The organism is Ruegeria sp. BA2 (assembly GCF_056539605.1).
Genome location: NZ_JBQFVE010000002.1, coordinates 46,476 through 61,931, shown reverse-complemented (window position 1 = coordinate 61,931; position 15,456 = coordinate 46,476). Strand labels below are relative to the sequence as shown.

9 protein-coding genes are annotated in these 15,456 nt (G+C 54.1%); 4 read left to right on the top strand and 5 right to left on the bottom strand.

Going from position 1 to position 15,456, the window contains the following annotated elements:
- Window positions 1-188: 188 nt before the first annotated feature.
- A complete protein-coding gene (locus ACR0NN_RS04935; protein ID WP_480684022.1) occupies window positions 189-1,700 on the bottom strand; it encodes a caspase family protein in 1,512 nt (503 codons plus the stop codon).
- Window positions 1,701-1,827: 127 nt separating this feature from the next.
- Here ACR0NN_RS04935 and ACR0NN_RS04930 point away from each other — a divergent pair, with 127 nt between their 5' ends.
- The gene (locus ACR0NN_RS04930) at window positions 1,828-2,883 is read left to right on the top strand and encodes an OmpA family protein (RefSeq protein WP_170725842.1); all 1,056 of its coding nucleotides are present in this window, start codon (window positions 1,828-1,830) and stop codon (window positions 2,881-2,883) included.
- A gap of 19 nt (window positions 2,884-2,902) precedes the next feature.
- Here the strand turns inward: ACR0NN_RS04930 and ACR0NN_RS04925 are convergent, their stop codons facing one another.
- From ACR0NN_RS04925 to ACR0NN_RS04910, 4 genes are all read right to left on the bottom strand, one after another.
- Window positions 2,903-4,831, bottom strand: a complete 1,929-nt coding sequence (locus tag ACR0NN_RS04925; RefSeq protein WP_170725837.1) for a caspase family protein — start codon at window positions 4,829-4,831, stop codon at window positions 2,903-2,905.
- A 27-nt stretch (window positions 4,832-4,858) separates the two neighbouring features.
- Window positions 4,859-8,569, bottom strand: a complete 3,711-nt coding sequence (locus tag ACR0NN_RS04920) for a two-partner secretion domain-containing protein (protein WP_170747000.1) — start codon at window positions 8,567-8,569, stop codon at window positions 4,859-4,861.
- Window positions 8,514-10,229 (bottom strand): ShlB/FhaC/HecB family hemolysin secretion/activation protein, encoded by a 1,716-nt coding sequence (locus ACR0NN_RS04915; protein WP_170725832.1) that lies wholly within the window; start codon window positions 10,227-10,229, stop codon window positions 8,514-8,516. Before ACR0NN_RS04915 ends, ACR0NN_RS04920 begins: the two co-directional genes overlap by 56 nt.
- Before the next feature lie 149 nt (window positions 10,230-10,378).
- Window positions 10,379-11,218, bottom strand: coding sequence for a M15 family metallopeptidase (locus ACR0NN_RS04910; RefSeq protein ID WP_170725828.1), 840 nt, complete (start codon window positions 11,216-11,218; stop codon window positions 10,379-10,381).
- A gap of 168 nt (window positions 11,219-11,386) precedes the next feature.
- Here ACR0NN_RS04910 and ACR0NN_RS04905 point away from each other — a divergent pair, with 168 nt between their 5' ends.
- From ACR0NN_RS04905 to ACR0NN_RS04895, 3 genes are all read left to right on the top strand, one after another.
- Window positions 11,387-11,962 (top strand): OmpA family protein, encoded by a 576-nt coding sequence (locus ACR0NN_RS04905; RefSeq protein ID WP_170725827.1) that lies wholly within the window; start codon window positions 11,387-11,389, stop codon window positions 11,960-11,962.
- Window positions 11,963-11,998: 36 nt separating this feature from the next.
- Complete coding sequence (locus tag ACR0NN_RS04900) at window positions 11,999-14,206, top strand: serine/threonine protein kinase (protein WP_170725825.1); 2,208 nt, start codon at window positions 11,999-12,001, stop codon at window positions 14,204-14,206.
- A 104-nt stretch (window positions 14,207-14,310) separates the two neighbouring features.
- A complete protein-coding gene (locus tag ACR0NN_RS04895) occupies window positions 14,311-15,456 on the top strand; it encodes a hypothetical protein (RefSeq protein ID WP_170725822.1) in 1,146 nt (381 codons plus the stop codon).

Genomic DNA, 15,456 nt, shown 5'->3' with positions numbered 1-15,456 from the left:
AGTTTCTGGATTTGATGTGTGATTTCAGAGGCACGATTATCTTTAACCTTTAATTAAAGTTCGTGAAAAATTTTGCGGACTAATTGAAGAGGTCGCCACTTCTATCAACTTTGATAATCACCCTTGCGCTGACATAGGAGATAAACCTGCCAGGAAGGAATAGTGAAGTCAGCGCAGCATGCCCCGCCTTAACTCTGACATCCGCCCAAAGCCCAGCGGCGCAGATTAACTTTCAAGCCGCCGCCATAGGGGTGTTGTTTGGTAATGTTTCCGGCCGCAGGTCGTTTCACATAAGATTCGGCCTGATCACAAAGTGTTTCCGGTGTCCATTGATGGCAATTTGAGCATGACTGCCCTTTCCACAGCTCGTCCGGCAGTCCCTCCATAGGAGGGAATTGAGGCGATCCTGCGACCAACTCGCTGATGGTATGTCCGCGCACATAGGTATTGCCAAAGGTTAGACGGGAGGACAGCGTCAAGACTGCGTCAGCAGAAGTTTCTTGCGACTGCTCAGTTTCGGGCAAGGCCGCGCTCGGCTCCGCTTTACGTGTCACAATTTCTTCGCCGTGACGCAGGGCTGCAAGTCGATCCACCGCCTCATTGGAAAACGCACCGTCTGGAAAACTATGAAGATACACTTCATAGGAATGGATCGTGTCGTCGGCAAGCGCCAATTCATACATGAGACGATCGGTTTCCGTTGGCTCAGGCCCTGATTGATCCGTCTCAATCTGCGAAACGCCAAACTGAGGTGAGGTCCCGAAAGATTCAGCCATTACTGTTTGCAGCAGTTCGCTGGCCTTATCGGCATGTATGCTTTCGGGATAAGCCCTCATGAAAAGCATGATTTTTACTGGATCGCGAGAGTTGACCGCAGATTGCCAAAGATCTTCTTCGTTCTCGTGTTCCAAAATCTTGGTCTCGGTTTCAATCGCAAACGCGAAATCCTGAGTCAAAGAAGATGTATCCCAGGGGGTTTGTAAGCCGCGGGTCTCGCTCAATACATCAACCCGCACCTTCTTAAACAATTGTTCGATCGCCATGCCTGGCGTTTCGATGTGACCCGCAAGGCTGAGCGTGAAGGGGCTGTTGCCTGACTCACCGTCGAGCGCGACGCCGCCGGGATCGGTTGCGTAGGCCAGAAATGTACCTGTCGGCGCCTTCATCTCGGCCAGGCCATTGTCATCCATATCGGCCAATTCTTCGAATGGATTATTTCGACAGGCATCAAGAATGACAATATTGGTCTTGTTGTTCGCTGACGCCATTTGGTGCAGCACCGAACGGGCCTCAACCGCCATCAAATCCAGATCTGCCGGGTCGCTAAGTGAGACATCGACAGGCAAAAGATAGTTCGACCCAAAGGATTGCACGCCATGTCCGGCATAATAAAACAGTCCAACGGCGCTTTCACCGCCCTTGCGCAGGTCGCGCCCGAACTGTGCAATTGCGCGTTTCATTTCAATTTGATTGCTGTCGGACAAATGTCGGACTTCAAACCCTAGGACGCTGAGTTTCTCTGTGATCAGTTTGGCGTCGTTGACCGGATTATCCAACGGCGAAACCGAACCATAGGCAGAATTTCCGATCACCAACGCGATACGCGGCTCAGCCAATACGGCTGAGGACCAGAGCAATGTTATCATCGCAATCACAGTTCTAAAGATGCGAAGCACGTCAGTTCCTTTTTTTCCCGCCATTGCAGTCTGCCCGTGACAAGAGGGCATCATGCTGGTGCGAAGTCGTCTACCCCAGATTTTTGGCTTTCTTATGGCCAACTCGTATCATATTCCGATATGAGTATCACGTATAGGAAGTGGTTCACATATGCGACATTCAACCTTGTGGCGATACTCTTTTGCTTTAGCCAGCCTGCTGCTCGCAAGTACTGCATTTGCGCAAAGCACTGATCCATTCGAACATGGGTGGGAGTTGGACGCCAACGCGTCAGAGCTTCAATTTCTGTCCGTAAAAAAGAATTCGGTTGCCGAACACAGTGGATTTGCCTCGCTTACGGGCGTGATCGACCCAGAAGGCGATGCCGAAATCCGGATTCAAATGGACAGTGTGGATACCAAAATCGATCTACGCAACGTACGCATGCGGTTTTTGTTCTTTGAAACTTTCAACCATCCCGAAGCGGTCATCACCGCCAAGCTCCCATCTGACAAGCTGGTCAATCTACATCAAGAGCGTCACAAGATCATTGAACTGCCCTACACGCTTTCCCTGCATGGGGTTAAGAAGGACAGTGTTGCTCAGGTCGCAATTACGCTGGTGGACAACGATCGCGTAGCGGTAGCGAATACGACACCAATCGCGATTGCTCTGCCTGATTTCAATCTTGAAGAAGGCCGCGCCAAACTAGAGGAAGCGGCAGGCGTAGATATTCTGCCCTTTGGCTTTATCAGTTTTGGTTTCGTCTTTGATCGGGCCAAGGCCGGCACGCCGCCTCAACTGGAGCAGGTTGCAGAAGCACCGGGGGCTGCAGCGCTGGAGACTAAAGGCGAAATGGACCGGGAAGCGTGCGAAGGCCGAATGGAGATTTTGTCGCGCACCGGAAACATCTATTTCAACTCTGGCAGTGCCCGTCTGTCAGACGCCTCAATCCCGCTATTGACAAACTTGCACGATATCGTCAGCCGCTGCCCTGACCTGAAAATCGAGATCGGCGGCCATACCGACAGCGATGGGTCTGAGACTGCCAATCAGGCCCTCAGCCAGCGGCGGGCTCAGGCCGTAAACAACTATCTGGTGGACCAAGGCATTGCTTCGGATCGTCTTGTGACGGTGGGATATGGCGAAAGTCGCCCGGTGATGTCCAACGACTCTGCAGACGGCAAACGCCGAAACCGTCGGATTGAGTTTATCCCACTGAACTGATTGCAGGCATCAAAAACATTCAGTTCTCAGCCAGAATGACAGGGTCGAACCCTCCGCTGCGCCACTGTTGCAAAGCAGAGATAAAGTTTGGCCCTGCAACGCCATCAATTGTGCTGGAGTAATACCCCGCCTTCTGCAGCAGTTTCTGCACTTCCATCATTGTTTCTTGCGACCATTGGTCAGACGCCAGAGACAATTGATTGAGGATCGCGCCGTCATCTTCTGCCGCACCGCGCAGCAGCATACGCGCCGCTTCAAGCGGGTCACGCTCAACACCCCGCCCTTCATCCAAAAGGATTGCTGCCGCAAGATAGCCTTGAAATTCGCCATCCCGAGCTGCCCGCTGAAAATATTCAAGCGCTTGAGCTGGCTCGCCAGCAATACCATCTTGCGCCAAAACACCAAGATTAAACGTGGCCTTCGCCGATCCGCCTTCAGCAGCACGCTGCAATAGTGCGATGGCACGCGCTTCATCCTTCGGAACGATTTGGCCTTCGAACAGGGTCACGGCCAGGTTGATCATTGCATCAGAACTGCCACCTTCGGCGGCACGCTCGTACAAGTCCAACGCCATGTTCACGTCCTGTGGCACACCAGTTCCGCTTTCGTGCAACTGAGCCAGCGAAACCATTGCCCGCAAATCGCCCTCGGCCGCTGCTTGCTGATACAGCGTCACAGCACGGTCCACATCACCTGCAGCAATCGTCGCCCGTGCCAGCAACGCCACATAATGAGACAAATCGGGTGATTGGGCAGCAGCCGCGCTACACGCCTGAATCGCAGTCAACGCATTATCTTGAAGCCGACTGAAGGGCACGCCCGGAATACTGGCTGTGCGATCCCGTGGATGCGTAGCCAGACGTTCGCAGATCCCGCCGGGTGTGCTGTCCTCGGGGCGTGGGATCGATGCAATCAGTCGGCGGGCCTGATCTGCGTGGTTTCCGTTCGGGTATTGTTCAAGATAGAATTCCAGCAGTGGTCGCATTCGGCTGCGTTGCGCCAGTTTCCAAAGCCGCTCAGACTGCTCGTCCGCATCCTCTACAGACAAAGCGCGGGTCTGTGTCTCTCCCTGGCCAGTCTGATCCAAAAACGCCAAAACTTCGCCTGCATGCGCGCCCTCTGGATAGCGATCTATATAGAGTTGCATCAGCGACGGGTCCTGCGCATTCGCCGCCACTTGCCACAGCAAAGTTTCTTCCGACGCAGTGACCGGGCTATTGTCAAAGCGGAACTGACGCGTCAGCGACGAGTTATCCCACGGAATCTGCCGCCCCCCGGTAGAGGCCAGCACATCCTTTCGAACCGAGATCATCAGATCCGAAACATCCTGACCTGGTGTGTAGATATGGCTTAGTAGCGCCTCTGTGAAGAAGCTGTTCCGACCTGTACCGTCAAAAGCCACATTGTCCGGTTGCGTAGCATAGGCAAACATGAAATCTGCGGCGCTGCCTACACGTGCCAACCCATCGCCGCCAAGATCAATGCCTGTTCCTTCGAACGGATTGTCACGACAGGCGTCTAAGAAAACCAAACGAATTCCGTCTGAACGTTCCATGCGGCTGACAAATTCCTCCATCGGAACTGTCTGATTGGGGATGTCTTCTGGCGTTGATATTTGCGCATCAACCGGGACCAGATAGTTCCGCCCGCCCACCTGAAACCCATGCCCTGCATAAAACAGCAGGGACACGTCAGAATCAGCAGCCGTCGCTCCATAAGTCTCGGCCAGCGACAGCATTTCGTCGCGCGTGAGGTCTGTGCCCAGAAACACATCAAAACCTAACCCCTCAAGCGCGATGGCCAGATCTGAGGCGTCGTTAATAGGATTATCCAATGAGCCCACGGATACGTAGTCGGAGTTACCGATGACCAGCGCCACCCTTTTGTCGGCCAAAGCTGCGCAAGCACTGACCAACGTGAACACGATGACCGTAAGAAATCGGGACAAGGACACAGGTATGTTTCTCCGTCGGATCTAAAGGCCGATAGCGCGCGTCAGACCGATTTCAGCTTGTCCGACGGCCGCCACAATCGTTTCTACCTGCTGGTTCTGGATCATGACAAGTTCCGGGTCGGTTGCTCTTATCAATGTGATGGCTTTGCGGATTTCGCGCTGTGCCTGGCGAATTTCGCGCCGGGCCTGTTGAACAGCATCGCGACGAATGGCTGCGCGTTCTTCGGCTGTCGTGGCCAACGCCAGACGTCGGTTGGCGTCTTCACCAACTTGGCGAATGCCAGCGCTGGCACCGCGGATAATATCGCCCACCGATTCCAGACCCGGTGGCAAACCTTTCACGATCCCATCCAGGTCGGATGCATATTCATCCATCGCATCAGCCAAACACGCCAGATATTCACTGACATTTTCACCGCTGCTTTCACAGGATGAGATCTCGCCATCAAACTCCTGCGAAGCGTTCTCAACAGTTCCAAGAGCGGCCTCAGCGTCGGCGACTGTAGTGACTGAAGTGCCTCCACCACCTCCGGTTATCGTCGTATCAACCGTTGGGGTGATTTCGATTGTCGGAGTTGGAGGTACGGGGATGACGGGATCGGTTGTGTCCACGATCAGCGCGCTTCCGGATAGCGCTGCAACGCTGAAGATCTGCCCACTTGAACTGGTTAGGGAACTGGTGCCAAGCGTAAACGATGTTGTACCGGGTGAGGTGCTTGCAAAATCAAGCGACCGGAACACCGATGAGGTGCTCAGCGAGTCAGAGGTCGGGCCAAACCGGAATACAGACGGACCGCCAACCACTGTGCCTGACGTCGTCGCGCTCGACGTCGCGCCTTCCGCAACGACCACGTCATCCGGGATCGCGAAAACGACCGGCGACGTCGTGTAGTTCGCAGGGTTTGAACTGCCAGTTCCAGGTGCCCAAGTCGTTGTAAAATCCCAACCCGCTGCGGAAGCCAGGTCGTAGAAGGATTGCGTATCCTGCAGTTGCGCGGTCGTCAGGCCAGTACCTCCGGCACTTGTGGCTTGGCCAGTCGTTTCGGTGTTCCAATAAGACCCGGTCACAGAACCCACGTTCTCTGCAACCAACCCGCCGAACACGGTCGAAGCACTTCCGGTAGAAGAAATCGCTCCTGTCGCATAGCTGCGCTCAATCGCACCTGTGGTTCCAAAATCCGGGTCGGTGTCGTTTGAGGCAACCAGTCCACCGATGGTCACAGAATCATCAATGCCATTGGCCGTAATGCTCGATGTTGAGTAGGAATCCGAAATAACGTTGGCGTTCTCTGAAACCAGACCGGCCCCTATTGCCGTACCTGTACCTGTCTGACTTGTAAGTATGACATCTCCGGAACTATTCGAGCGAGTGATCGTTCCTACATTCGTTCCAACAAGTCCAGCCGCGCCTAAGAAACTACTAAAGGCATCAACTGGTAAGATGGCCTCTACCGTAGCAGTTGAAAAACTGTCCTCTATTGTGCCGAAATTGACGGCAACTAAACCAGCCGCGAAGGACCCTCCACCATCGTCTTGGGCGGTTACCGAACCGTCAACCGAAACCCCACTGATTGTCCCATCGTTGCTGATAGCAAGAATGGCTGCGGTCGCACCGTTGACGTCCGCGCCTGTGATCGAAAGGTTGGACACTGAACCACCCGAATCGATCAGACCAAACATAGCAGCGTCGCTTCCGCCACCCTGATCAACGAACAAGTCGCTGATGGTGAATCTGTTGCCGTTTAAAGAGCCAGAAAAAAAACCAATTGGGTCAAAGCCTCCGGACCATCCTGCTGTGCCAGAGGCATCGATGGAGTTTACCAACTCATAACTATCCCCCGCGAAACCTGTACTGCCGATACCCTGAAGGCCGAAAACGTCAGTCAATTGATACGGATCACCTGCTGAGCCACTACCACCCAACGCGCGCAGGAATCCTGCACCTGCTGCGATGCTAAAATCACCCGCTGCGAATGACGGGATCGTGCTGCCGACCTGTTGCCAAACTCCATCCAGCAAGGAAAACGCACCTACATTGACCGCCCCACCTGAGCTGGTCGTAATGGTTCCATCCGCATCGATGATGAGGCCACCATCCAAAGCAGTCACAGGCGCGTTGATCTCAACATTGTTATCAGCAATCAGCGTCAGATCCGAGGCGCTACTCCAACTCAGGGCGGATCTGATCCTGATGTTTCCGACCTGCGTGTCAGACCCCCCCAGATCAATCGTCCCGTTCACGTCTGTTTGCGACCCGGTACCGGTCGTTGTCAGAATGACATCTCCCAGCTCCAAGTTGTTTTGCAAACCCGTCGTCGAGACTGTGATATTGGCAGGGTCTGGAACGACGGACGAATCCGCAATATCGATATTGCTGGGGTCCAAAAGCAATGTTCCCCAACTTCCATTTGGTGCCCGTGTATCCGTTAACCCACTGTATCTCAGCGTCAGTTTGCCGGAAACTTCAACAAAACCACCATCACCCGCAATATCGCCTCCGCGGGCAGAGTTCCTGCCCGCAAAATACGTGTAATCGTCTGACCAAACGATAACGCTGCCACCATTCCCTTCGGCACCACCATCAGCCAAAATAACTGAATCAGCATCCACGGTTGTGGTGCTGGCGCGTTGTAGGTCGCCGCCACCTTGGTAATCGCCACCAACACGGATCAAGCCGCCATCGCCAGCGTCCTCACCACTGGCATCCAACGTCGCACCAGCAAGGGCAATTGCTTCGCCAGTAATTGTAATGGAACCACCGTCCTGAGGCCGAAGCACAGGGCGAAGTGATGTTTCGACAATCGTTGCACGAGCTGATGTATCAATCCGACCGCTGACATCTACCGCTCCGCCGTCGCCACCCAATACAACTGCACCGGACACGCCACTTACGGACCGTGCCTCGATCACACCTGACATGTTGATCACCTGACGGGCCGCATCGCGCGCGCTGGCCACCTTGAGATGCACAATACCGCCATCCGCTTCGATACGCCCACTATTGGAGACAAGCGCTTCCATTACTTCGTCATCACTTTTTGACGGCACAGCAACTTGCAGAAATCCATCACCGGACACATCAAGTGTCACACTCTCTCCGGCACCCAGCCCGACCTTGCCGAGAGGCACCCTGATCAGTCCTGAATTGGAGACGCGTCCACCGATCAGCGCTGCGTAACCGCCAGGTACGACCGAGATTGTTCCGGCATTCTCAACCGAGGCAGAATTGCCATCGCCTTCGAAACGGTAGCGCCCATTCAAAAAATCATCATCCGAAATGGCCAGCGTCGAAGCGACAAATCCCGATGTACTCACATGACCACCGGGGCCAATGAAGATACCATTCGGATTAACCAGAAATACCTGACCGTTCGCATTCAGCTGACCATGGATTTGACTGGTCGTATCGCCCGTCACCCGGTTCAGGATCGCGCTGTTCTGGCCCGGTTGGTTGATATTCACTGTCGAACCCGAACCAATCGAAAACCCATTCCAATTCACGATCGCAGAATTGGAACCTTGAGAAATGTTCAGCTCGGAACTGCTGGGTTGTGAGATGGTCACATCACCGGCGGCTACCGTGCCACCATTTGGCAGAGACTGCGCCAACGCCGTCGTGCCCCACAAAAACGCAGTGGCCGTCAGCAGAGCACCCCTTGGCAAGGCGATCACGCGCTCAAAACCGGCGACTTGCAATGATACTGAACCGATTTCCGTCTTCCCCAAGGTCATCGCGTTCACCTCTCCCATATTCAACTCGTACTGACCCAGACCGATAGGTTGAGTCTTCAATCGTAAACAAATCTATGCCCAGACCATAAGCATACGCCTTTGTGGTGCTTTGCTCAAAAAAGGTCGGTTGCTCAATCCCTAGTTCACTATATGCGCCAAACACGTATGGTTTGAATATCAGCGGAAAGTTTGCCACAAAAATCTGTTGCGAGCGTCCCAATTCGGCACGCACCACCCAACCATCATCACCCCGCAAGTCGCCAGCGTCAAATGCGGACAGCTCACCGGAACTCGCGACACTTAACTGCTCGGAAGTCACCAAAGGGTCACCAAAACTTGACTGTACACGGCCATTCAGACTGAGCGACCAGTTCGCATTCAACGGCCTGCTATACTGACCCGACAGCACAAGTTTAGTGAATTCAGCACTGGCCCCTTGCCGGGACAATGGCGCATCATCTGGCCCGACCGAAGCACTGGCACCAAAAGCATCAAGCCCACGGGATAAGATCGCACTTGCCTGCAAGAACGAGCCGTTATCATAGGTCCAAGAGCCGTCCAAAGTTGCTCGCAGAACGCTGAGATCATCGTCATAAACCGGAAGTTTAGACGAGCCGATCAGAATGTCTTGGGAATCGCTGACCCGGTCCAAAATAAGCTGCGAAGATAAATTGTAACGTCGCGAACGGACCCACGGATAAAACAGCCTGAGAGACAGCCGTTCAAACTCGCTCTCGTTGGGAATGAGTTCAGCGTCCGGACGGGCTTTGCTCGATGTGTATTCGGCATTGAAGGTCAGGCCATCATATCCAATCGGGAAAACTGCACCGGCGGCGAGGATGCGATATTTTGCGTCATCCGAAAAGTACCGCGCGGGCGCGCCACCAGCACGGAAATAGAAGGTTTCACCTAAGCTCAGCGCGCCATTGACCTCTAGCCCCAGACTCAAGTTCAACGGCCCCAGTTCGTCAGACAAGGTATTATCAAAACCGAAAGAGCCAGTGTATTGCTTGAACTGTCCATCCAAAGTCAAAATTGTAGCGCCGTCAGCATCACCCGGGGACAGAGTTGAAGCCAGGCGAATCCCAAATGTATCGCCCGCTAGCAATAGCGCGCGTTCAATCTGTTGCAATTTGATGCCACGTTTCCCAATTAAGGGCCGGGTCATCGCCTCGACACGTTCGCGCGCCTGCGCAGGTACTTTTTGCGTGTCTATCCGCTCGATAAACCCATCAATCACCACGATACGAAGGGTGCCGCCATCACTTAGCGTCTGTTGCGGCAGTACCACGCGGCTTAGAACAAAACCGGCATTTGTATAGGCGCTTTCCAACCGGTTGGTCGCCGCAAAAACTTCCGACACGGCGACGCGTTTACCAGTAAGCCTTTCGATAAATGCTTCGTTTGCCTCATTCATCTGAGGCAACGCGCCTTCAATCTGCACTCGCCCAACCGTTACAAATAGCCTATCCGCCCCTTCAGGGACTGGCGCCCCGGGATCGCGCGCCACCGTAACTGGCCCGGTACTACGTTGATTCTGAGGTTGAAATGTCGACGGTGCCAGATTGGATGCGCTCTGCGCCTGAGCGACCTGCGCAATGCTGATGACGCTGACAACTGCAAGCCCCGCAAGCAAAAAACATCGTTGAACATATTTCATCGGTCGAGACAGCCTCTTCAGTTATCCGACCGCATTCACAGAACGGAACGGTCGTAAGCAAAGCACCACTGGTTGCCCAAATGCAAGTAACAATCAAAGATTGGCTGATGCCTGTTGGAATTGCCACACAGGCTCAGTTGTTCACCAAATCATAGCAATCCTTGCTCAAGCCATTCCTCAATCTTGTTACGGCTGACTTCGAAATGCATCGAATCCTCACGGCCCCATGCGGCCCCCCAGACCCAACCTTCCTCGCGGAAGAAATCAGCGAGTATCGTGAGCCCAAGCTGTGTTTTGCCATCTCCCAATGTATCCAAAACACCATCGATATTCAGATCTACAGCCAACCCATAGGCATGCGCCGAGGCCGAGCCCGTTGCTCCGCGAATAAGGCGCACGCATAGCGATCCGGCGGTGTTGATGCGCGCGTAAAGGTCCGGATCGGTGCGACGAATATTCTCGAAAACGGTGCGTAAAGATTCAACCGCTGGCTTCAGCATGCGGACACGAACTGGCCCGACTTCTTCCAGAACCAGCTTTTCCTCTAGCCTCGGGTTCGTCATCGACTGGCATTTGTCAGTTAGATCTTCACGCGGCAAACCGAATGTTTCTTTCAAGAAAGACGAACTCGCCAGTTTCAGATCGTGATTCACATTATTGCGGTTCGCGATCAGGACGACCTGCGCATAGGCGTCGATGATTTCGTTCGGTGTGCTGCTGTCATATCCGTAGTCATCCGCACCATCGGCATTCGGCTGCAGGACCTGCCCACCACTTTGAGAGCGCGATATCTCCAAGGACAATTGCTCAATCTGATTCCGCATATCTTCTATTTGCTGGCTGAGCATTTCGATTTCGATCCGCGCACCAGAATCGATAGCGGGTCCTTCGAAGTTGTCCTCAACAGAAAAAATCATTGGGAAGACATACCAAAGAACCGGGGCGAGAATGATCGATAACCCCAGTATTATCGCTGGAACGACGCGCATTTCCTAAGCTTTTCCTGTTTCCTGCTTGTTTTCGACATTAACTTAGAAGCGGGCAGACAGGTTGTCACGACATTGCCTTATAATTGTAGTTCACAAGTGTGACTTTCTTCATTGTCGCATACTGATCCCAAAGGTAACCTCGCCTCGAACATGGAAGGATTGAGACAAATGTCCGAATACTCGTCTTTGAAATTCATCGGTGCCGCAGCCTTTGCAATTATATGCTCAGCACAAGCATCATTGTCGCAGTCGACCGAGTTGACTGCTGATGAAATCACCGATGCATTCAACAAGCAAAAAACCCGTGGTCTGGTCATTGTGCCGTCAACAGGCGCAGACACTACCGATGAGACCGCTGTCGAAACAACGGTTGCGGCTGCACCCGCCGAATACCAGCCAGTTGCGGCAGAGGATCAGGTGAATATTCAAGTACGCTTCGATTTCGCCTCTGCAGCGCTGCGCGACGATCAGAAGCCCAAGTTGGCCTCGCTTTGCGATGCTATGAAATCAGTAGACGTCAATGTGTTCCAGATTATTGGTCATACCGATAGTGCAGGCTCTGCCGAATACAATGAAAATCTGTCTCTGCTGCGTGCCAAGGAAGTAAAACGTTTCCTGGTGGGCGATTGCGGCATTGCTGATGAGCGGCTTGAGGTGCTGGGAGTTGGTGAAGCAGAGCCACTAAATAAGGACAATCCGCGGGCGGATGAGAACCGCCGTGTTGAATTCCAAGCCCTCGGCTGATCTATAATCAGCTCACTATAGCAATTCGAGGGCAGCATGACTGAATCCCGCGCAGGCGACCTGTTTCAGCCGGGTGATCTGGTAAATAACACATATCGGATCGAAGCGATCCTCGGGCGGGGCGGCACATCTGATGTATACCGGGCACGCTCCGAAATTTCGGGGCGGCTTGCTGCGCTGAAAGTGCTGAAGGCCGAGTTTTCGAGCAACGAAGACTATCTCGTTCTTCTGACGCGCGAGGAAGAGATACGAGACATCCGCCATGATGCGGTGGTGCGCTACTCGGAAAACAACCGCACATCCGATGGGCATGTCTATCTGGTGATGGACTATGTCGACGGACCAGGCCTCGATCACAAGCTTAGCGAAGGTCCGATGTCAGCAGTGGACGTGCTGACAGTCTGCAAACGGGTGTGCGAGGGGCTGGAAGCCGCCCATGCGCGCAACATCGTTCATCGGGATCTGAGCCCGGACAATATCATCCTGCGCGATGGTGATCCGGCGCAGGCGGTGATTATTGACTTTGGGATTGCCAAAGACACCAATCCCGGGGCCGAAACCATCGTCGGGGGTGAATTCGCTGGGAAATACGCCTATGCCGCGCCCGAGCAATTGTCGGGGAAGACGGATCGGCGCACCGATATCTATTCGTTGGGCGCCCTGCTGCTGGCCAATTTTCGCGGGCAAAAGGCGGATGCAGGGCGAAACCTGCTGGAAGTTGTCGAAAGCAAAAAGCTCCCGTTAGATACAGAAGGCGTGCCACAACCGCTGAGGTCGATCCTCGACAAGATGACCGCGCCCGATCCGGAAGACCGGTATCAAACCGCCAGCGATGTATTGCGGGCGCTTGCCTCGGCAAGATCCGATACCGCTGCCATACAAAGACATGATGTAGATCACGATGCGACGGTGATTGTACCCAAAGGCAAGACACCTGACCCCATCCCGTCCTCATTACAGCCTACCCCTGCTGATACGCCAGCCAAATCAAAGCCAGAACCAGTACAAGTCGAACAGCCCGGAAAGCCACGCGGCGGGCTTGTGGCGGTGATAGGCGTGCTTGCGGTCGCTGGTGTCGGAATCGGCGGATATACCAGCGGTGTATTTGATGGATTTCTGGGGCCGCAATACCCCGTGGCGGCACCCTATACTCTGATCGCTGACAAACGTGAGGGCCTACCCGCGCGCGCCGTGGGGTTTGTTCCATCCGAATCCACACGCGATATGATAACAGGGGATATTGTGGAACAGGGGGGAGAGGTCGATCTGACTCTGGCCTCGGGCGACATATCCGAGACTTGGGGCAACGCCGTATCAGACGTGATTGATGCTGCCATGGATCTGGATGAATGGCGTTTCGTAGTGAACGGCAATGACGCCAAACTGACCGGCCAGACCACCAACGAAGCACTGCATACGGAACTGGAACAACTTTATTCCGCAGGTCTACCAACCGGGTTGCAGGGCACGGCTGAGATCGAGCTTGAGCCGCTCTTCCTGCCTGCCTCCGAGATAGGTCCGATCCTGGCGGGGCTGGCCGATTGCGGCGAACTGTCCCTGATCGACGCTCCAGTCACTGGTTACGGGCTCGAAACACCCATTCGCGTCAGTGGTACTCTGGCGTCTCAGGACAGTCTGACCGGACTGCAAACTGCAATCAGAGCACTAGCGGGAGCTCGCCCAGTGGACCTTCAGCAGGTTTCCGTGTTGAATCCAACGCTCTGCCTGATCGAAAACTATCTGCCATCTGCTCCGTCCAGCGATATATCGATCGCATTTTTTAACGGCGAACAGGACAACGCCCCCAACCCGTCTGGCGATTTTATAGTGGGTCAGAACCCTGTGATTGATGTAGATTTGCCAGCGGATGTTCTGGACGGATATCTTTCTGTGTCCGTGTTGGATGTATCGGGAAATGTCTTCCACCTATTGCCCAACGTATCCCGTCAGGAAAATGAAGTGGCGGCGCTGCGAAACGGCGAAACCGGTCCTGTTTCCGTTCGCGTGGCCTATTCGATACCTGAAAGCCAAGAAAATGGAGGCATTGCCTTTCAGGTCGATGACAGCACGCTCGGCAAAAGCAAGGTAATAGTGCTCCACACAGATAATCAGCTTTTTGACACTCTGCGCCCTACGACAGAATCTGCTGCGGGATATGCTGAGGCACTGCGCGAACAAGACAGAAATGTGGAAACACAGATCATGTCTTTGGACAGTCGCATATTGACCACCTTGGAACAGTAGCGGAGCGCTTTGGGCACATGGTGTGTTTCTGCAATCCCGACCTCACGTCTTTGACAGCGACGAAACCCAGTGCAAATCTGTCGGTTCAGGCAGTACCGCAGCAGATGATGAAACTTTCGACGCTGCTGGGATTGCAGGGCACAGCCAAAGCACAGGCCCGAGCGGACATGAAGCTGGCTGCGATGCTGCCCGCAATGACACCCGATATGTACATGCAGGCCAATTTGGCCGCGAATGCCCCTAACATCGCACTCCCGCCAGTTTTGCCAACAGATGGCGGAAGTGCGATCTCGCTGATGATGAAGCTTGCCGCAACGGGCTTGCCCTTGTCTGATCCGCGCGGCTTGATTGCTGAAATTCAGCAAGCCGTGCTGAGCCTAGCGAAGGCTGTTTTGCCTCAAGCGCAAGCAATGCCTCAAATACCGGGGCCCCAGATGCAGAATCTGACACTGGCGGCAAAAATGACGCTGGCGCTCAGGGCGCAGGGTATTTGTCCCATGGCGCTGTCCGGGCAGGATTATTCTTTTGAAGGGCAAATGCAGGCAGGTGAAGCGACGTCCCGCGGCACCTGTTCGACTGCACTAAATTTCGCCGCCAACCTGCCGCGTATCACAATGCCCCCGTTTGCCTTACCGTTGCCAAAACTTGAATTGGCGCGTCAGTTGTCACTCATTGCACCGGCTGCAGCGGCACCGCAAGCACTGGGGCTTCCGGCCGTGTCTGATCCGAATCTGATGCAAGCGCTTTATAGCCAGTTGGGGGTGTTATCGACGATTCCGGTTCCAAACCTTCCGGTATCCATGGATGAAATAAACGCTTTGATGGACCAAATGCAGGACATGACAACGATACAGGAGGCGTTTGGTCCGGATGCGCTGACTCCAGCCGGAATTGCCCGGATCAATGCAATGCTCAGTTATATGGCGCAGCTCAACATTCCCATACCGCTCGAAGCACAGGGACTACAGATGCAACTCGACGCCCTTCCGAAATTGGATGAGGTGACACAAGGCGCGCAGGTCGCCCAAAGCGGCGCGATCAATCTGGCCACGTCAATGAGCGTTCCGGCACCAGCTGTACCTATCCTGCCCACATTACAAGCATTGGCGAAAATGAAAAAATCGCTGAGCGGTCTACCTGTGGGACCTTGTGATCCCTGTGCGTTCGAGATTGAACCTATAAAAGACCGCCTTGCAGGGATGCAATTGCCGTCCCCGCCGCCTCTTCCACAATTGCCGACCTTCTCCTAG